The 16,538-nt window shown below is 52.1% G+C and carries 12 protein-coding genes and 1 pseudogene; 9 read left to right on the plus strand and 4 right to left on the minus strand.

Going from position 1 to position 16,538, the window contains the following annotated elements; translation table 11 throughout:
* Positions 1–7: 7 nt before the first annotated feature.
* The gene (locus BEG40_RS13975; RefSeq protein ID WP_105285584.1) at positions 8–451 is read right to left on the minus strand and encodes an acetyltransferase; all 444 of its coding nucleotides are present in this window, start codon (positions 449–451) and stop codon (positions 8–10) included.
* Between the two features lie 156 nt (positions 452–607).
* Between BEG40_RS13975 and metA the strand changes: the two genes are divergently transcribed.
* From metA to aceK, 4 genes are all read left to right on the plus strand, one after another.
* Positions 608–1,537, plus strand: coding sequence for a homoserine O-acetyltransferase MetA (metA, locus tag BEG40_RS13980; protein ID WP_001122790.1), 930 nt, complete (start codon positions 608–610; stop codon positions 1,535–1,537).
* A 268-nt stretch (positions 1,538–1,805) separates the two neighbouring features.
* Complete coding sequence (gene aceB / locus BEG40_RS13985; protein ID WP_105285585.1) at positions 1,806–3,407, plus strand: malate synthase A; 1,602 nt, start codon at positions 1,806–1,808, stop codon at positions 3,405–3,407.
* Positions 3,408–3,436: 29 nt separating this feature from the next.
* Positions 3,437–4,741: an isocitrate lyase gene (gene aceA / locus BEG40_RS13990; protein ID WP_105285586.1), complete on the plus strand. Its 1,305-nt coding sequence runs from the start codon at positions 3,437–3,439 to the stop codon at positions 4,739–4,741.
* A gap of 124 nt (positions 4,742–4,865) precedes the next feature.
* Positions 4,866–6,590 (plus strand): bifunctional isocitrate dehydrogenase kinase/phosphatase, encoded by a 1,725-nt coding sequence (gene aceK / locus BEG40_RS13995; RefSeq protein ID WP_105285587.1) that lies wholly within the window; start codon positions 4,866–4,868, stop codon positions 6,588–6,590.
* A 15-nt stretch (positions 6,591–6,605) separates the two neighbouring features.
* Here aceK and iclR read toward each other — a convergent pair whose 3' ends face one another.
* Entirely contained in the window at positions 6,606–7,430 is an 825-nt protein-coding gene (gene iclR / locus BEG40_RS14000; RefSeq protein WP_000226403.1) for a glyoxylate bypass operon transcriptional repressor IclR, read from the minus strand.
* A 199-nt stretch (positions 7,431–7,629) separates the two neighbouring features.
* Between iclR and metH the strand changes: the two genes are divergently transcribed.
* On the plus strand, positions 7,630–11,313 hold the full coding sequence (gene metH / locus BEG40_RS14005) for a methionine synthase (protein WP_105285588.1): 3,684 nt from the start codon (positions 7,630–7,632) through the stop codon (positions 11,311–11,313).
* Positions 11,314–11,482: 169 nt separating this feature from the next.
* Complete coding sequence (locus BEG40_RS14010) at positions 11,483–13,114, plus strand: Na/Pi cotransporter family protein (RefSeq protein WP_105285589.1); 1,632 nt, start codon at positions 11,483–11,485, stop codon at positions 13,112–13,114.
* Between the two features lie 89 nt (positions 13,115–13,203).
* Here the strand turns inward: BEG40_RS14010 and pepE are convergent, their stop codons facing one another.
* Entirely contained in the window at positions 13,204–13,893 is a 690-nt protein-coding gene (pepE, locus tag BEG40_RS14015; RefSeq protein ID WP_000421752.1) for a dipeptidase PepE, read from the minus strand.
* Positions 13,894–14,079: 186 nt separating this feature from the next.
* Between pepE and BEG40_RS14020 the strand changes: the two genes are divergently transcribed.
* Together BEG40_RS14020 and rluF are read left to right on the plus strand one after the other, a co-directional pair.
* Positions 14,080–14,373 carry a type II toxin-antitoxin system CcdA family antitoxin gene (locus BEG40_RS14020; protein WP_105285590.1) on the plus strand — a complete coding sequence of 98 codons (294 nt, stop codon included), beginning with the start codon at positions 14,080–14,082 and terminating at the stop codon, positions 14,371–14,373.
* A 375-nt stretch (positions 14,374–14,748) separates the two neighbouring features.
* On the plus strand, positions 14,749–15,621 hold the full coding sequence (gene rluF, locus BEG40_RS14030; protein ID WP_021551591.1) for a 23S rRNA pseudouridine(2604) synthase RluF: 873 nt from the start codon (positions 14,749–14,751) through the stop codon (positions 15,619–15,621).
* Here rluF and BEG40_RS14035 read toward each other — a convergent pair whose 3' ends face one another.
* Positions 15,622–15,894, minus strand: coding sequence for a YjbD family protein (locus BEG40_RS14035; RefSeq protein WP_001207629.1), 273 nt, complete (start codon positions 15,892–15,894; stop codon positions 15,622–15,624). It lies immediately after the preceding gene.
* A gap of 401 nt (positions 15,895–16,295) precedes the next feature.
* Between BEG40_RS14035 and BEG40_RS14040 the strand changes: the two are divergent.
* A pseudogene (locus BEG40_RS14040) lies at positions 16,296–16,538 on the plus strand (slipin family protein); the annotation flags it as partial.

Here is a 16,538-nt window from a genome sequence, read left to right on the forward strand (position 1 = left end):
CAGCGCATTATTCCCCCACATACGCCAGATTCAGCAACGGATACGGTTTCCCCAAATCGTCCACCTCAGAGCGTCCTGTAACCTTAAACCCCATCTTCTTATAGAACCCAACCGCCTGCGTATTTTGCTCATTAACGTTGGTTGTCAGTTCCGGTGCCATTGAGAGCGCATGTTTCACCAGCATTCGACCCACGCCGCAGCCGCGCACATCAGGATCGATAAACAGCGCATCCATATGCTGCCCGCTTAGCAACATAAACCCAACCGGCCGATCCCGCTCATTAACCGCGACCCACAATGGCGCTTCTGGCAGAAACGAACGTACCAGATCTTCCAGTTCAGTCCGATACTCTGCTGATAAAAAATCATGGGTAGCATCGACAGAACGACACCAAATTGCAACCAGCTCTTTCCCTTCCTCATGCCGTGAGCGGCGAATACTAATAACCATTTTCTCTCCTTTTCGTCATTCTTATATTCTAACGTAGCCTTTTCCTTGAAACTTTCTCACCTTCAACATGCAGGCTCGACATTGGCAAATTTTCTGGTTATCTTCAGCTATCTGGATGTCTAAACGTATAAGCGTATATAAAGAGGTAATCAGGTTATGCCGATTCGTGTGCCGGACGAGCTGCCCGCCGTCAATTTCTTGCGTGAAGAAAACGTCTTTGTGATGACAACTTCTCGCGCGTCTGGTCAGGAAATTCGTCCGCTTAAGGTTCTGATCCTTAACCTGATGCCGAAGAAGATCGAAACTGAAAATCAGTTTCTGCGCCTGCTTTCAAACTCGCCCTTACAGGTCGATATTCAGCTGTTGCGCATCGATTCCCGCGAGTCGCGCAACACGCCCGCAGAGCATCTGAACAACTTTTACTGCAACTTTGAAGACATTCAGGAGCAGAACTTCGATGGTCTGATTGTAACTGGCGCGCCACTGGGTCTGGTGGAGTTTAATGACGTCGCTTACTGGCCGCAGATCAAACAGGTGCTGGAGTGGTCGAAAGATCACGTCACTTCAACGCTGTTTGTCTGTTGGGCGGTTCAGGCCGCACTCAATATTCTTTACGGCATTCCTAAGCAAACCCGCACGGACAAACTCTCTGGCGTTTACGAGCATCACATTCTCCATCCTCATGCGCTTCTGACGCGTGGCTTTGATGATTCATTCCTGGCACCGCATTCGCGCTATGCTGACTTTCCGGCAGCGTTGATTCGTGATTACACCGATCTGGAAATTCTGGCAGAGACAGAAGAAGGGGACGCATATCTGTTTGCCAGCAAAGATAAGCGTATTGCCTTTGTAACGGGGCATCCGGAATACGATGCGCAAACGCTGGCGCAGGAATATTTCCGTGATGTTGAAGCCGGGCTAAACCCGGATGTACCGTATAACTATTTCCCGCATAACGACCCGCAAAACAAACCGCGAGCGAGCTGGCGCAGCCACGGCAATTTGCTGTTTACCAACTGGCTCAACTATTACGTCTACCAGATCACGCCATACGATCTACGCCATATGAATCCAACGCTGGATTAATCTTCTGCGGCAAAGGATCGTTAAGCGTTTCAGCACCTTGAATCAGGCACCTTCGGGTGCCTTTTTTATTTCCGAAACACACCTCAATAGGTGAATAAATTTTATTCTTATTGTTATCAGTAAGTTAAATTCATTTTAAATTAAAAATGGAAATTGTTTTTGATTTTGCATTTTAAATGAGTAGTCTTAGTTGTGCTGAACGAAAAGCGCACAACGATCCTTCGTTCACAGTGGGGAAGTTTTCGGATCCATGACGAGGAGCAGCACGATGACTGAACAGGCAACAACAACCGATGAACTGGCTTTCACAAGGCCGTATGGCGAGCAGGAGAAGCAAATTCTTACTGCCGAAGCGGTAGAATTTCTGACTGAACTGGTGACGCATTTTACGCCACAACGCAATAAACTTCTGGCAGCGCGCATTCAGCAACAGCAGGATATTGATAACGGAACGTTGCCTGGTTTTATTTCGGAAACAGCTTCCATTCGTGATGGTAATTGGAAAATTCGCGGGATTCCTGCGGACTTAGAAGATCGCCGGGTAGAGATTACCGGACCCGTTGAGCGCAAGATGGTGATCAACGCGCTCAACGCCAATGTGAAAGTCTTTATGGCTGACTTTGAGGATTCACTGGCTCCGGGCTGGAACAAAGTGATCGACGGGCAAATTAATCTGCGCGATGCGGTTAACGGCACCATCAGTTACACCAACGAAGCCGGCAAAATTTATCAACTCAAACCCAATCCGGCGGTTTTGATTTGTCGGGTACGCGGTCTGCACTTGCCGGAAAAACATGTCACCTGGCGCGGTGAAGCCATCCCTGGCAGCCTGTTTGATTTTGCACTCTACTTTTTCCACAACTACCAGGCTCTATTGGCAAAAGGCAGCGGCCCTTATTTCTATCTGCCGAAAACCCAGTCCTGGCAGGAAGCAGCATGGTGGAGCGAAGTTTTCAGCTATGCAGAAGATCGCTTTAATCTGCCGCGCGGCACTATCAAGGCGACGTTGCTGATCGAAACGCTGCCCGCTGTGTTCCAGATGGACGAAATCCTTCACGCGTTGCGCGACCATATTGTTGGTCTGAACTGCGGTCGCTGGGATTATATCTTCAGCTATATCAAAACGTTGAAAAATTATCCCGACCGTGTCCTGCCAGACCGCCAGGCTGTGACAATGGACAAACCGTTCCTTAATGCCTACTCACGCCTGTTAATCAAAACCTGCCATAAACGCGGCGCATTTGCGATGGGCGGCATGGCGGCGTTTATTCCGAGCAAAGATGAAGAGCGCAATAACCAGGTGCTCAACAAAGTGAAAGCGGATAAATCGCTGGAAGCCAATAACGGTCACGATGGCACATGGATCGCCCATCCTGGCCTTGCTGACACGGCAATGGCGGTTTTCAACGACATCCTCGGTTCCCGTAAAAATCAGCTTGAGGTGATGCGCGAACAAGACGCGCCGATTACCGCCGAACAACTGCTGGCACCTTGTGACGGTGAACGCACCGAAGAAGGTATGCGCGCCAATATTCGCGTAGCCGTCCAGTACATTGAAGCATGGATCTCCGGCAACGGTTGTGTGCCGATTTATGGCCTGATGGAAGATGCGGCGACGGCTGAAATCTCCCGTACCTCCATCTGGCAGTGGATCCATCATCAAAAAACGTTGAGTAATGGCAAACCGGTGACCAAAGCCTTGTTCCGTCAGATGCTGGGCGAAGAGATGAAAGTCATTGCCAGCGAACTGGGCGAAGAACGTTTCTCCCAGGGGCGTTTTGACGACGCCGCACGCCTGATGGAACAGATCACTACATCCGATGAACTAATTGATTTCCTGACCCTGCCAGGCTACCGCCTGTTAGCGTAAACCACCACATAACTATGGAGCATCTGCACATGAAAACCCGTACACAACAAATTGAAGAATTACAGAAAGAGTGGACTCAACCGCGTTGGGAAGGCATTACTCGCCCGTACAGCGCGGAAGATGTGGTGAAATTACGCGGTTCGGTCAATCCGGAATGTACGCTGGCGCAGTTGGGCGCGGCGAAAATGTGGCGCCTGCTGCACGGTGAGTCGAAAAAAGGCTACATCAACAGCCTCGGTGCACTGACTGGCGGTCAGGCACTGCAACAGGCGAAAGCGGGTATTGAAGCGGTTTACTTGTCTGGCTGGCAGGTCGCGGCAGACGCTAACCTCGCGGCCAGCATGTATCCGGATCAGTCTCTCTACCCGGCAAACTCGGTGCCAGCCGTGGTGGAACGGATCAACAACACCTTCCGTCGTGCCGATCAGATCCAGTGGTCTGCTGGTATTGAACCGGGCAATCCGCGTTATGTCGATTACTTCCTGCCGATCGTCGCCGATGCGGAAGCCGGTTTTGGCGGTGTTTTGAATGCCTTTGAACTGATGAAAGCGATGATTGAAGCCGGTGCAGCGGCAGTTCACTTCGAAGATCAGCTCGCGTCCGTGAAGAAATGTGGTCACATGGGCGGCAAAGTGCTGGTGCCAACTCAGGAAGCGATCCAGAAACTGGTCGCAGCGCGTCTGGCAGCCGACGTGACGGGCGTTCCAACCCTGCTGGTTGCACGTACCGATGCTGATGCAGCAGACCTGATCACCTCTGATTGCGATCCGTATGACAGCGAATTTATTACCGGCGAGCGTACCAGCGAAGGCTTCTTCCGTACTCACGCAGGCATTGAACAAGCGATCAGCCGTGGCCTGGCGTATGCGCCGTATGCCGACCTGGTCTGGTGTGAAACTTCTACACCGGATCTGGAACTGGCACGTCGCTTTGCGGAAGCTATCCACGCGAAATACCCGGGCAAACTGTTGGCCTATAACTGCTCGCCATCGTTCAACTGGCAGAAAAATCTCGACGACAAAACTATCGCCAGCTTCCAGCAGCAGCTGTCGGATATGGGCTACAAATTCCAGTTCATCACCCTGGCAGGGATCCACAGCATGTGGTTTAACATGTTCGACCTGGCAAACGCCTATGCACAGGGCGAGGGTATGAAGCATTATGTTGAGAAAGTGCAACAGCCAGAATTTGCTGCTGCGAAAGATGGCTATACCTTCGTTTCTCATCAGCAGGAAGTGGGTACGGGTTACTTCGATAAAGTGACAACCATTATTCAGGGTGGCACGTCGTCAGTTACTGCGCTGACTGGCTCCACCGAAGAATCGCAGTTCTAAGCAACCTATAAACGTTGCTGACTGTAGGCCGGATAAGGCGTTCACGCCGCATCCGGCAATCAGCGCCTGATGCGACGCTGACGCGTCTTTTCCGGCAATTCTCTGCTCCTGATGAGGGCAACAAATGCCGCGTGGCCTGGAATTACTGATTGCACAAACCATTTTACAAGGTTTCGACGCCCAGTATGGTCGATTCCTCGAAGTGACTTCCGGGGCGCAGCAGCGTTTCGAACAAGCCGACTGGCACGCTGTCCAGCAGGCGATGAAAAACCGTATCCATCTTTACGATCATCACGTGGGGCTGGTAGTGGAGCAACTGCGCTGCATTACCAACGGTCAAAGCACGGATGCCGCATTTTTACTACACGTCAAAGAACATTACACCCGGCTGTTGCCGGATTACCCGCGCTTCGAGATTGCGGAGAGTTTTTTCAACTCCGTATACTGCCGGTTATTTGACCACCGCTCGCTTACTCCCGAGCGGCTTTTTATCTTTAGCTCCCAGCCGGAGCGCCGCTTTCGTACTATTCCGCGCCCGCTGGCAAAAGATTTTTATCCCGATCATGGCTGGGAATCTCTGCTGATGCGCGTTCTCAGCGACCTGCCGCTGCGTCTGCGCTGGCAGAATAAAAGCCGCGATATCAACTACATCATTCGCCATCTGACGGAGACGCTGGGGACAGACAACCTCGCCGAAAGTCATTTACAGGTGGCGAACGAATTGTTTTACCGCAATAAAGCCGCCTGGCTGGTGGGCAAACTGATCACGCCTTCCGGCACGTTGCCCTTTTTGCTGCCGATCCATCAGACGGACAATGGCGAGTTATTTATTGATACCTGCCTGACGACGACCGCCGAAGCGAGCATCGTCTTTGGCTTTGCGCGATCCTATTTTATGGTTTACGCGCCGCTGCCAGCTGCGCTGGTCGAGTGGTTACGGGAAATTCTGCCGGGCAAAACCACCGCAGAACTGTATATGGCTATTGGCTGCCAGAAACACGCTAAAACCGAAAGTTACCGCGAATATCTCGTTTATCTACAGGGCTGTAATGAACAGTTTATTGAAGCGCCGGGCATTCGTGGAATGGTGATGCTGGTGTTCACGCTGCCGGGTTTTGATCGAGTATTCAAAGTGATCAAAGACAAATTCGCGCCGCAGAAGGAGATGTCTGCCGCTCATGTTCGCGCTTGCTATCAACTGGTTAAGGAGCACGATCGCGTAGGGCGAATGGCAGATACCCAGGAGTTTGAAAACTTTGTGCTGGAGAAGCGGCATATTTCTCCAGCATTAATGGAATTACTGCTCCAGGAAGCGCCGGAAAAAATTACCGATCTCGGCGAACAGATTGTGATTCGCCATCTCTATATCGAACGGCGAATGGTGCCGCTCAATATCTGGCTTGAGCAAGTTGAAGGGCAGCAACTGCGCGACGCCATTGAAGAGTATGGCAACGCCATTCGCCAGCTTGCCGCTGCCAATATCTTCCCTGGGGATATGTTATTTAAAAACTTTGGCGTCACCCGTCACGGGCGCGTGGTGTTTTATGATTACGATGAAATTTGCTACATGACGGAAGTGAATTTCCGCGACATACCGCCACCGCGCTACCCGGAAGACGAACTCGCCAGCGAACCGTGGTACAGCGTCTCGCCGGGCGATGTTTTCCCGGAAGAGTTCCGTCACTGGCTATGCGCCGACCCGCGCATTGGCCCGCTGTTTGAAGAAATGCACGCTGACCTGTTCCGCGCCGACTACTGGCGCGCGCTACAAAACCGTATCCGTGAAGGGCATGTGGAAGATGTCTATGCGTATCGGCGCAGGCAGCGGTTTAGCGTGCGGTTTGTATAAATCGGAGGCGAAAAGTTACCGCATTCCACCATACGCCAGCGTGACTTCCTTCGCCGCTTTAATCACCATTGCGCCAAACTCGGTTACGCGGTCATCGGTAATACGTGAAATCGGCCCGGAAATCGAAATTGCGGCAAACGGTTCGCGGTGCTCATCGAAAATACACGCCGCGAGACAACGCAGTCCCAGCGCATGTTCCTCATCGTCAAATGAATAACCCCGCTTGCGCGTTTGCGCGAGGTCTTCTTTTAAATGCACAGGAGAAACCAGCGTTGCGTGGGTATAGGCATGTAACCCTTTACGATGCAGCAGTTTCGTCACCTGTTCTTCGCTCAGTTGGGCTAAAAAGGCTTTACCGGCACCGGAAGCGTGCATCGGTAATTTACCGCCGATAGGAGCGGACATACGCATCAGATGCGTACACTGTACCTGGTCGATAATAATCGCTTCGTGATCGCTTTGATCCAGCACCGCCATATTGACCGTTTCGCCAGACTCTTCCATCAGGTTGCGCAGAATAGGGTGGACAATGGCTAACAAATTACGGCTCTGGAGAAAGCTGCTACCGACCATAAAGGCATGTGCGCCGATCGCCCAGTGACCCAGTTCGCCAACCTGACGGACGAAGCCCTGCTGTTGCATCGTGGTTAGCAGTCGGTGGGTGGTAGAGTTGGGTAATCCGGCTTGTTGCGCCAGTTCGGTTAACGCTACGCTGCCATTGGATTCGGCAATCCACTCCAGTAATTTCAGGCCACGCGTTAAAGACTGAACCTGTCCGGTCGCAGGTGCGGTGGCAACGGCGGGTTTTCTGCCGCGTTTTGCGGGAATGGGTGCGACCATGACAGCCTCCTTTTTCTGTATCGTGGAAATCATTTTCATTTTTATTGTTAACTAATGCAATAGCTGCTGCACTGATCCGATGAGTTAATGTTGAACAAATCTCATGTTGCGTAGTGGTCGCTTTTACCACAGATGCGTTTATGCCAGTATGGTTTGTTGAATTTTTATTAAATCTGGGTTGAGCGTGTCGGGAGCAAGTGTGAGCAGCAAAGTGGAACAACTGCGTGCGCAGTTAAATGAACGTATTCTGGTGCTGGACGGCGGAATGGGCACCATGATCCAGAGTTATCGACTGAACGAAGCCGATTTTCGTGGTGAACGCTTTGCCGACTGGCCGTGCGATCTCAAAGGCAACAATGACCTGCTGGTGCTCAGTAAACCGGACGTGATTGCTGCTATCCACAACGCTTACTTTGAAGCGGGCGCGGATATCATCGAAACCAACACCTTCAACTCCACGACCATTGCGATGGCGGATTACCAGATGGAATCCCTGTCAGCGGAAATCAACTTTGCGGCGGCGAAACTGGCGCGTGCCTGTGCCGACGAATGGAGCGCCCGCACGCCAGAGAAACCGCGCTACGTTGCTGGTGTTCTCGGCCCAACCAACCGCACGGCATCTATTTCTCCGGACGTAAACGACCCGGCATTCCGTAACATTACCTTTGATCAGCTGGTGGCAGCCTATCGCGAATCCACTAAAGCACTGGTGGAAGGCGGTGTAGACCTGATTCTGATTGAAACCGTCTTCGACACCCTCAACGCTAAAGCGGCGGTCTTTGCAGTGAAAACGGAGTTTGAAGCCCTGGGCGTTGAACTGCCGATTATGATCTCCGGCACCATCACCGACGCCTCCGGCCGCACGCTCTCCGGGCAAACCACCGAAGCGTTTTACAACTCTCTGCGCCATGCCGAAGCCCTGACTTTCGGCCTCAACTGTGCGCTGGGGCCAGATGAACTGCGCCAGTATGTGCAGGAGCTGTCGCGAATAGCAGAATGCTACGTCACCGCTCACCCGAATGCCGGACTGCCTAACGCCTTTGGTGAATACGATCTCGACGCCGACACGATGGCAAAACAGATTCGCGAATGGGCGGAAGCGGGCTTCCTGAATATCGTCGGCGGTTGCTGCGGCACCACGCCACAACATATTGCAGCGATGAGCCGTGCAGTAGAAGGATTAGCGCCGCGCAAACTGCCTGAGATCCCCGTAGCCTGCCGTTTATCCGGCCTGGAGCCGCTGAATATTGGCGACGATAGCCTGTTTGTGAACGTCGGCGAGCGGACTAACGTCACCGGTTCCGCTAAGTTCAAACGCCTGATCAAAGAAGAGAAATACAGCGAGGCGCTGGATGTGGCGCGTCAGCAGGTGGAAAACGGCGCGCAGATTATCGATATCAACATGGATGAAGGGATGCTCGACGCCGAAGCGGCGATGGTGCGTTTCCTCAGCCTGATTGCGGGTGAACCGGATATTGCCCGCGTGCCGATTATGATCGACTCTTCAAAATGGGACGTCATTGAAAAAGGGCTGAAGTGTATTCAGGGCAAAGGCATTGTTAACTCCATCTCAATGAAAGAGGGGGTCGATGCCTTTATCCATCACGCAAAACTGTTGCGTCGTTACGGTGCGGCAGTGGTGGTTATGGCCTTTGACGAACAGGGCCAGGCCGATACCCGCGCGCGGAAAATCGAGATTTGCCGTCGGGCGTACAAAATCCTCACCGAAGAGGTTGGTTTCCCGACGGAAGATATCATTTTTGACCCGAACATCTTCGCGGTCGCAACTGGTATTGAAGAGCACAACAACTACGCGCAGGACTTTATTGGCGCGTGTGAAGACATCAAACGCGAACTGCCGCACGCGCTGATTTCCGGCGGCGTATCTAACGTTTCTTTCTCGTTCCGTGGCAACGATCCGGTGCGCGAAGCCATTCACGCGGTGTTCCTCTACTACGCTATTCGCAATGGCATGGATATGGGGATCGTCAACGCCGGGCAACTGGCGATTTACGACGACCTGCCCGCTGAACTGCGCGATGCGGTGGAAGATGTGATCCTCAATCGTCGCGACGATGGCACCGAGCGTTTACTGGAGCTTGCCGAGAAATATCGCGGTAGTAAAACAGACGACACCGCTAACGCCCAGCAGGCAGAGTGGCGCTCGTGGGACGTGAAAAAACGGCTGGAGTACTCGCTGGTTAAAGGCATTACCGAGTTTATCGAGCAGGATACCGAAGAAGCCCGCCAGCAGGCTACGCGCCCGATTGAAGTGATTGAAGGCCCGCTGATGGACGGCATGAACGTGGTCGGCGATCTGTTTGGCGAAGGGAAAATGTTCCTGCCGCAGGTAGTGAAATCGGCACGCGTTATGAAGCAGGCGGTGGCATATCTCGAACCGTTTATCGAAGCCAGCAAAGAGCAGGGCAAAACCAACGGCAAGATGGTGATCGCCACCGTGAAGGGCGATGTGCACGATATCGGTAAAAATATCGTTGGCGTGGTGCTGCAATGTAATAACTACGAAATTGTCGATCTCGGCGTTATGGTGCCTGCGGAAAAAATTCTCCGCACCGCCAAAGAAGTGAATGCCGATTTGATTGGCCTTTCGGGGCTGATCACGCCGTCGCTGGACGAAATGGTTAACGTGGCGAAAGAGATGGAGCGTCAGGGCTTTACCATTCCGCTATTGATTGGCGGTGCGACCACCTCAAAAGCGCACACGGCGGTGAAAATAGAGCAGAACTACAGTGGCCCGACGGTGTATGTACAAAACGCCTCGCGCACCGTTGGCGTTGTGGCGGCGCTGCTTTCCGACACTCAGCGTGACGACTTTGTCGCTCGTACCCGCAAAGAGTACGAAACCGTGCGTATTCAGCACGGGCGCAAGAAACCGCGCACACCGCCGGTCACGCTGGAAGCGGCGCGTGATAACGACTTCGCTTTTGACTGGCAGGCTTACACGCCGCCGGTGGCGCACCGTCTCGGCGTGCAGGAAGTCGAAGCCAGCATCGAAACGCTGCGTAATTACATCGACTGGACGCCGTTCTTTATGACCTGGTCGCTGGCCGGGAAGTATCCGCGCATTCTGGAAGATGAAGTGGTAGGCGTTGAGGCGAAGCGCCTGTTTAAAGACGCCAATGACATGCTGGATAAATTAAGCGCCGAGAAAACGCTGAATCCACGCGGTGTGGTTGGTCTGTTCCCGGCAAACCGCGTGGGCGACGACATTGAAATCTACCGCGACGAAACGCGCACCCATGTGATCAACGTCAGCCACCATCTACGCCAACAGACGGAAAAAACCGGCTTCGCCAACTACTGCCTTGCGGATTTCGTGGCACCAAAGATTTCTGGTAAAGCGGATTACATTGGCGCATTTGCCGTGACTGGCGGGCTGGAAGAGGACGCGCTGGCAGAAGCGTTCGAAGCGCAGCATGATGATTACAACAAAATCATGGTGAAAGCCCTTGCCGACCGTCTGGCGGAAGCCTTTGCGGAGTATCTCCATGAGCGGGTACGTAAAGTTTACTGGGGCTATGCGCCGAACGAGAATCTCAGCAACGAAGAGCTGATCCGCGAAAACTATCAGGGTATCCGCCCGGCGCCCGGCTACCCGGCCTGCCCGGAACATACGGAAAAAGCCACCATCTGGGAGCTGCTGGAAGTGGAAAAACACACCGGCATGAAACTCACGGAATCTTTCGCGATGTGGCCAGGTGCTTCGGTTTCGGGTTGGTATTTCAGCCACCCGGATAGCAAGTATTACGCCGTGGCGCAAATTCAGCGCGACCAGGTGGAAGACTATGCTCGCCGTAAAGGCATGAGCGTTGCTGATGTTGAACGCTGGCTGGCGCCGAATCTGGGGTATGACGCGGACTGATTCACAAATCTGTCACTTTTCCTTACAACAAACAGGGCGCTCAATGAGTGCCCTGTCTCTTTATTAATATGAAACACTTATACTGGTCTTATATCAGACCGGAAAAGCGCAGCTCGCCCCCTTCGGTATCTGTTTCAGGAGCATATAACGATAAGGAGAACCTGAACTCGTGTTAACACTGCTTCACCTGCTTTCTGCCGTCGCCCTGCTGGTCTGGGGGACACATATTGTTCGAACAGGCGTAATGCGCGTCTTCGGCGCACGACTGCGTACTGTCCTTAGCCGGAGCGTCGAAAAGAAGCCGCTCGCCTTTTGTGCGGGAATAGGTGTTACCGCACTGGTACAGAGCAGTAATGCCACCACCATGCTGGTGACCTCGTTTGTCGCTCAGGATCTGGTTGCCCTCGCACCGGCTCTGGTGATTGTGCTGGGGGCAGATGTCGGGACGGCGCTAATGGCGCGTATTCTTACCTTCGATTTATCCTGGCTGTCACCGTTACTTATTTTTATCGGCGTGATTTTTTTCCTCGGACGCAAACAGTCGCGCGCCGGGCAACTGGGGCGCGTCGGTATCGGTCTTGGGCTGATTTTGCTGGCACTGGAGTTGATTGTGCAGGCCGTAACGCCGATCACCCAGGCTAACGGTGTTCAGGTGATCTTTGCCTCGCTGACTGGCGATATTTTACTGGATGCGCTGATTGGCGCGATGTTCGCCATTATCAGCTACTCCAGCCTTGCCGCCGTACTGCTGACCGCCACTCTGACTGCCGCAGGTATTATCTCTTTCCCGGTGGCGCTCTGTCTGGTGATTGGTGCTAACCTTGGCTCCGGCCTGCTGGCGATGCTCAACAACAGCGCCGCTAATGCCGCAGCACGCCGTGTGGCGCTGGGTAGCCTGTTGTTTAAGCTGGTGGGTAGCCTGATTATTCTACCGTTTGTTCATTTGCTGGCAGAGACAATGGGTAAACTGCCTTTGCCAAAAGCGGAACTGGTAATCTATTTCCACGTCTTCTACAACCTTGTGCGCTGTCTGGTAATGCTCCCATTTGTTGACCCGATGGCGCGGTTTTGCAAAACGATTATTCGCGATGAACCCGAACTGGATGCCCATCTGAAACCGAAACATCTGGACGTTAGCGCGCTGGATACGCCAACGCTCGCCCTGGCCAATGCGGCGCGCGAAACATTGCGCATCGGTGACGCAATGGAACAGATGATGGAAGGGCTGAATAAAGTGATGCACGGCGCGCCTCGTGAAGAGAAAGAGCTGCGCAAGCTGGCGGATGATATCAACGTGTTGTATACCGCGATTAAACTTTACCTTGCGCGGATGCCAAAAGAGGAGCTGGCAGAAGAAGAGTCTCGACGCTGGGCGGAAATCATTGAAATGGCGCTCAATCTGGAACAGGCTTCCGATATTGTAGAGCGTATGGGTAGTGAAATTGCTGACAAATCGCTGGCAGCGCGGCGGGCATTTTCGATTGATGGGTTGAAGGAACTGGATGCGCTCTATGAGCAATTGCTCAGTAATTTAAAACTGGCAATGTCGGTTTTCTTCTCTGGCGATGTCACCAGCGCCCGTCGTTTACGCCGCAGTAAGCATCGCTTTCGCATTCTTAATCGCCGTTATTCCCACGCTCACGTAGATCGCCTGCATCAGCAGAACGTGCAGAGTATTGAAACCAGTTCGCTACATTTAGGCTTGCTGGGAGATATGCAGCGTCTGAACTCGCTGTTTTGTTCAGTCGCTTACAGCGTGCTGGAACAACCAGATGAAGATGAGGGACGGGACGAGTATTAATACAGGAACCCTGTAGGCCTGATAAGACGCGTCAAGCGTCGCATCAGGCATTGTGTACAAGATGCCGGATAATGCATCCGGCAATTCACTTAAAAACGGTGCCCGGCTTCCAGCGGTACTGCTTCCTCACCCGCTTTAAACACATAGGTGGTATTCGGGCCGCCCAGCGTAGCGTGACCTTTACTCACCGTGATCCAGTTACCTTCCGGCAGACCAATAATCGTCAACTCTGGCGCGACCACCAGCAGTTCGCGAATACGCTGCTCGCGCGTTTCACCTTTATGGCCTTCCGGCAGCGCGTTGGTGAAGTGCGGGTTGATTTGCAGCGGGAACAGATCCAGCGCATCGAAACCTTGTGGATCGACAATTGGCATATCGTTGGTAGTACGGATAGTCGGACAGGCAAGGTTAGCCCCTGCACTCCAGCCAATGTACAGCGCGCCGCGTTTCACCACGTCAACAATTGGTGCCAGCAGACCGCGCACACGGCATTCCTTCAGTAACTGGAAAGTGTTGCCACCACCGACAATCACGATTTCCGCATTTTCAATTGCGGCAACAGGATCGGCAACGCTATGAATACCGGTGACAGAAACACCCAGCGGAGCGAGAACCGCAGCCGTTTTGGCGGTGTAATCATCCCAGGTTTGCGTTACGCCAGCGAAAGGAATAAACACCGCTGAACGGCGCCCCTGCAACTGTTCAGCAATCAGCGGCAGCGCATGTTCCAGCCAGGCTTTTCCCGGCAGCGTCGAGTTACTCAATAAAAGCAGTTCCATTACTTCTCCGGTTAGTAAGAAATCACGGGAGCCATGCTACCACTGTGATTTTAACTGCTTACTGACATGGCTCACGATGTCGCGTATTGCTTCTGGAAAGCGCCTCGCAAGTTTGAATGATCAGGCGTGACAGGTATTCGTAGTAGATGTATTTTTCGACAAATTTCTAAGGGAACTGGAGGAAAAATGCTCGCTAATTACGCTACTTTTAGACAGAGTATGCGCATCATGATGGAGGGAATTATGCGCACAATATCGAAGGTGAAAAAATCTGTTAATGCCTCGCTGCCACCAGAGATTCTGGAAGAAGCTCGTAAACTCAAACTCAATCTCTCGGCGGTATTAACCGAAGCGTTACTGGAAAAAATCCGTCAGAATCAGAGAGAAACCTGGTTGCGAGAAAACAAAGAATCTGTCGACGCTGTTAATCAGTGGGTGGATGAGAACGGTTCATTTAGCGATTACCAAAGGTCATTCTAATGGATCAATATTGTGCTTATGAGAACCTGGGGAGTGGGCGGCACGTTTATCCTTATCTCATCAATCTCCAGCATCCTGTCGCCAATGTATTAAAGCATACCATTGTTGCTCCGGCGGTCAGGCTTGATCGCCGGTAAAAGTTTGTCCGGTGGTTTCAATTGCAGGCCTGGATCACATGGTAATGGCACACATGATGACAGGAATACCGCTAAAAGAGTTGGGAGAACGTTAGTCAACAGCGAATCGTACTGCGTGATGCTATCGATTTTCTATTAAACGGCTATTAATGCAGACGCGTAACTTATCGCATCCCGCATAAATCCTGTTTTTTGGGAGGAGGAGGTACGGTATATTCCGCGTTTTACAGGAGAATTTATGCTGCCCGACTCATCAGTCCGTTTAAATAAATACATCAGCGAAAGCGGAATTTGCTCACGCCGCGAAGCGGATCGCTATATCGAGCAAGGCAATGTGTTCCTTAATGGCAAGCGTGCCACTATTGGCGATCAGGTGAAACCCGGCGACGTTGTGAAAGTAAACGGTCAGTTGATTGAGCCTCGGGAAGCCGAAGATTTAGTGCTTATCGCCCTGAATAAGCCAGTGGGGATTGTCAGTACCACGGAAGATGGTGAGCGCGACAACATTGTCGATTTCGTTAACCACAGTAAACGCGTCTTCCCGATTGGTCGCCTTGATAAAGACTCCCAGGGGCTGATTTTCCTCACCAATCACGGCGATCTGGTGAATAAGATCCTCCGTGCGGGTAATGACCATGAGAAAGAGTATCTGGTGACGGTGGATAAACCGATTACCGATGAATTTATTCGTGGCATGGGCGCAGGTGTGCCGATCCTCGGGACGGTGACCAAAAAATGCAAAGTCAAAAAAGAAGCGCCATTTGTCTTTCGCATTACCCTGGTGCAGGGGCTGAACCGACAGATTCGTCGCATGTGCGAGCACTTTGGCTACGAAGTGAAGAAGCTGGAACGTACACGGATTATGAACGTCAGCTTAAGCGGCATTCCGCTGGGGGAGTGGCGCGATTTAACTGATGATGAGTTAATCGACCTCTTTAAGCTCATTGAAAATTCCTCTTCCGAGGCAAAACCCAAAGCGAAGGCCAAACCGAAAACGGCGGGTATCAAGCGCCCGGTGGTGAAGATGGAAAAGGCGGCGGAAAAAGGTAGTCGCCCGGCATCAAACGGTAAGCGTTTCACCTCGCCGGGGCGGAAGAAAAAAGGGCGCTAATCAGCGTTTGCCGCGCGTCGATGTATTTGCCGACCAGCTGAATGACGCTTCGGGGTCCGGTTTATAAGCCTGCTTTTTCTTCAACTGGCGGGCTTTTTTCGCTTCAGCCTCACGCTCAACCATCAGCTTATCAATGTACTCTTTTTTAATGCTGTTGGTTTCGGCATTGGTCAACACGCGACCATGCGCAATACGCGCCCGATCCAGCAGCGTCTTTAATTCGCGCTGTTCACGCTCAGTCATCTCTTTTTGTGTAATACGGGGGAGTGCCATAATGGTGCCCTCATTGAGCCAGAGGGTTCAGTGTACGGGAATTCATTTGCGAGCAGAACTGATAATATTCATTTTGCCGTCTCTTAAATATTTATCTCTCTCGATAATTAGTGATAAATGCAGATAAAAATTTAACGGAAATTATTATCCAGCAAGTTAACTAATTTAATTAAATCTTTATCATTCAATTAATTAAGTGTGTAATTTCACTTTTGGCACACTTTTAGCAAAAAACTTTCGCGTTGATACTGAATGATACAGGGGATTTAACCCCGTTGGCACACCAGACTTGGCGCTGATACGGATGAATACGCAGCAAGTCCAGATACAAACGGATGTGATGAACACGGTATTGCAGCCACGGCGCAAAGGGGCTATTAAAGGCCGAGATGCGATACTGACATATTCTTGCGCAACTGGTTGAAGCGGAGAAATCCGCGCAGGCAAATGTGATTCGTCGGCGTGAAGAAACCGCCGCCACGCGTTCGTTGCTGAATACCGCCAAAGTCATGGAAAACAACCCGGTGGCGTTGCGCTTAAAAGAGCTGGAAACGCTGGAGAGAGTGGCTGAGTGGATCGATTACATCTCTGTATTTGGTGGTCTTGACCAGGTGCAGCATGGGTTAGTTAATATCAAAGGATGA

The sequence above is a fragment of the Escherichia sp. MOD1-EC5495 genome, from assembly GCF_002965965.1.
Taxonomy (GTDB): domain Bacteria; phylum Pseudomonadota; class Gammaproteobacteria; order Enterobacterales; family Enterobacteriaceae; genus Escherichia; species Escherichia ruysiae.